The organism is Mycobacterium gordonae (assembly GCF_002101675.1).
Classification (GTDB): domain Bacteria; phylum Actinomycetota; class Actinomycetes; order Mycobacteriales; family Mycobacteriaceae; genus Mycobacterium; species Mycobacterium gordonae.
This window is the reverse complement of sequence record NZ_LQOY01000162.1, coordinates 1-2,354: the sequence shown is the minus strand read 5'-3', so window position 1 is coordinate 2,354 and position 2,354 is coordinate 1. Positions and strand designations below refer to the sequence as shown.

The following is a 2,354-nucleotide window of genomic DNA, read 5'->3' as shown; positions in this document are numbered from 1 at the left end:
GGATGCGCCCCGCAAGCAACGCCACACTGCGACAAGGATTTGCAATCGTCTGGCCGATGAACACGGCGTTGAGGATGTGTCGTATTCGTCGGTGCGTGACTATGTCCGGGTCCGTCGTGCGGAGATCATCGCCGAGTCCGGTAAGCAGGCGCAGGAAGCGTTCGTGCCGCAGGAACACCCGCCCGGCGCTGAAGCTGAGGTTGATTTCGGCGAGGTTCACGTCATCCTCGCTGGTGTCAGAACCCGCTGCTACATGTTCGTTTTCCGAATGTCGATGTCCGGCAAGGCAGTCCATCGGGTGTATGCGACTCAGTCGCAGGAGGCGTTCCTCGAAGGCCACATCGAAGCATTCGACGTGATCGGCGGCATCCCGGTGCGCCATATCCGCTACGACAACTTGAAGTCTGCGGTCACCTCGGTGGTGTTCGGCCGCGGTCGGGGCAGGGTCGAGAACGACCGGTGGGTGCTGTTCAGATCGTTCTACGGGTTCGACCCGTTCTACTGCCAGCCGGGAGTGAAAGGCGCCCACGAGAAAGGCGGAGTCGAGGGCGAGATCGGACGTTTCCGCCGCACCTGGCTCACGCCCATGCCGGAAGTGGACTCGCTGTCAGAGCTCAACGACTACATCCGCCGCTGCGAAGCACGTGAGGATCATCGGCGGGTCACCGGCCGGCTGCACACCGTGGGCCAGGACTTCCAGACCGAACGAGAACATCTCGCCGCTCTGCCTGCCGAGCGGTTCGACCCGGGGCTGGTGCTGCATCCACGGGTGGACCGGTCGGCGCTGATCACGGCGCGGTCGGCGAAGTACTCGGTTCCCGCCCGGTTGATCGGACGCAAAGTCAGGGTGTCGCTGCGGGCCTCGGAGTTGGTCGTCTTCGACGGCCGCACTATCGCCGCACGCCATGAACGCGTCACGACCCGCAACGGGCAATCGATCAACCTCGACCACTATCTGGAGGTGTTGCACTGCAAACCCGGCGCGTTGCCCGGCTCCACCGCGCTTGCTCAGGCCCGCGCCGCCGGCACTTTCACCGCAGCGCACGAGGCGTTCTGGCAGCAGGCCCGCCGCGTCGACGGCGATGCTGGCGGGACTCGCTCGCTAATCGACGTGCTGCTGCTGCACCGCAGCATGCGCGCTACCGATGTGATCGCCGGGATCCACGCCGCCCTGTCGGTCGGTGCCGTTTCAGCGGATGTGGTCGCGGTCGAAGCACGCCTGCATGCCGCCGGTGGTGGTCTCGAATCAGACCGTCACGCCGGTAACCATGCCAATACCGTCGATTACCGGGTCGTCAGTCTGACCCAGCGCCGCCTGGCTGATCCAGCGACCGTGATCGCCGGCCTGCCACCCGACACCCGGCCGCTGCCTGACGTCGCGGCCTACGACGAGCTGCTCCAACGCAGACCCCCAACACCGCCACCCGGTGACGGAATGGAAGGAACGACTGGATCATGAGCACGGCCACGAAAGTCACCAACACCCTGCGCCGCCAACGCGGGATGACCCCACAAGCGGCCCAAGCCGCCGTCGATTCCGCATGCCGACGCCTGCGGTTGCCGACCGTGCGTGCGGTGATCGACGAAGCAGTGAAAGTCGCCGAGCGTGAACAGCTCACCTACCACGGCTTCCTCGCCGAACTGCTCCTGGCCGAATGCGATGACCGGGACCGCCGATCCACCTTGCGGCGAGTCGCAGCGGCCGGGTTTCCACGTCAGAAATGGTTGGGCGACTTCGATTTCGACGCCAACCCAAACATCAACGCCGCCACCGTACATACCGTCGCCCAAGGCGATTGGATACGCCGAGGCGACCCGCTCTGCCTGATCGGCGACTCGGGCACCGGCAAGTCCCACCTGCTCATTGGTGTGGGCACCGCCGCCGCCGAGCAAGGCTTCCGCGTCCGCTACACACTGGCGACCAAACTGGTCAACGAACTCGTCGAGGCCGCCGATGAAAAGCAACTCGCCCGCACGATCGCCCGCTACGGCCGCGTCGATCTTTTATGTATCGACGAACTCGGCTACATGGAACTCGACCGCCGGGGCGCGGAGTTGCTGTTCCAAGTACTCACTGAACGCGAGGAAAAGGCGTCAGTAGCCATCGCATCCAACGAGAGTTTCTCCGGCTGGACCAAAACCTTCACCGACCCCCGACTCTGCGCCGCGATCGTCGACCGACTCACCTTCCACGGCACCATCATCGAAACCGGCACCACCTCATACCGGCTCAGCCATACCCGCGGTAGCAGCTCGCGATCACAGCCTACGAAGACGCCTGAGCCACCACCTCCTCGCCGAGGTGGTCCCGAATCAAGCCGTCACAGTGGTCCTGAGTCAGGTTGACATAGAGA

The 2,354-nt window shown here is 64.4% G+C and carries 2 protein-coding genes; both read left to right on the top strand.

What is annotated here, in order from left to right:
- On the top strand, positions 1 to 1,459 hold a 1,459-nt coding region (gene istA / locus AWC08_RS23010), incomplete at its 5' end, for an IS21 family transposase (protein ID WP_085088198.1).
- Positions 1,456 to 2,346 carry an IS21-like element helper ATPase IstB gene (istB, locus tag AWC08_RS23005; RefSeq protein WP_082275278.1) on the top strand — a complete coding sequence of 297 codons (891 nt, stop codon included), beginning with the start codon at positions 1,456 to 1,458 and terminating at the stop codon, positions 2,344 to 2,346. The genes istA and istB, both read left to right, overlap by 4 nt.
- Positions 2,347 to 2,354: the final 8 nt, after the last annotated feature.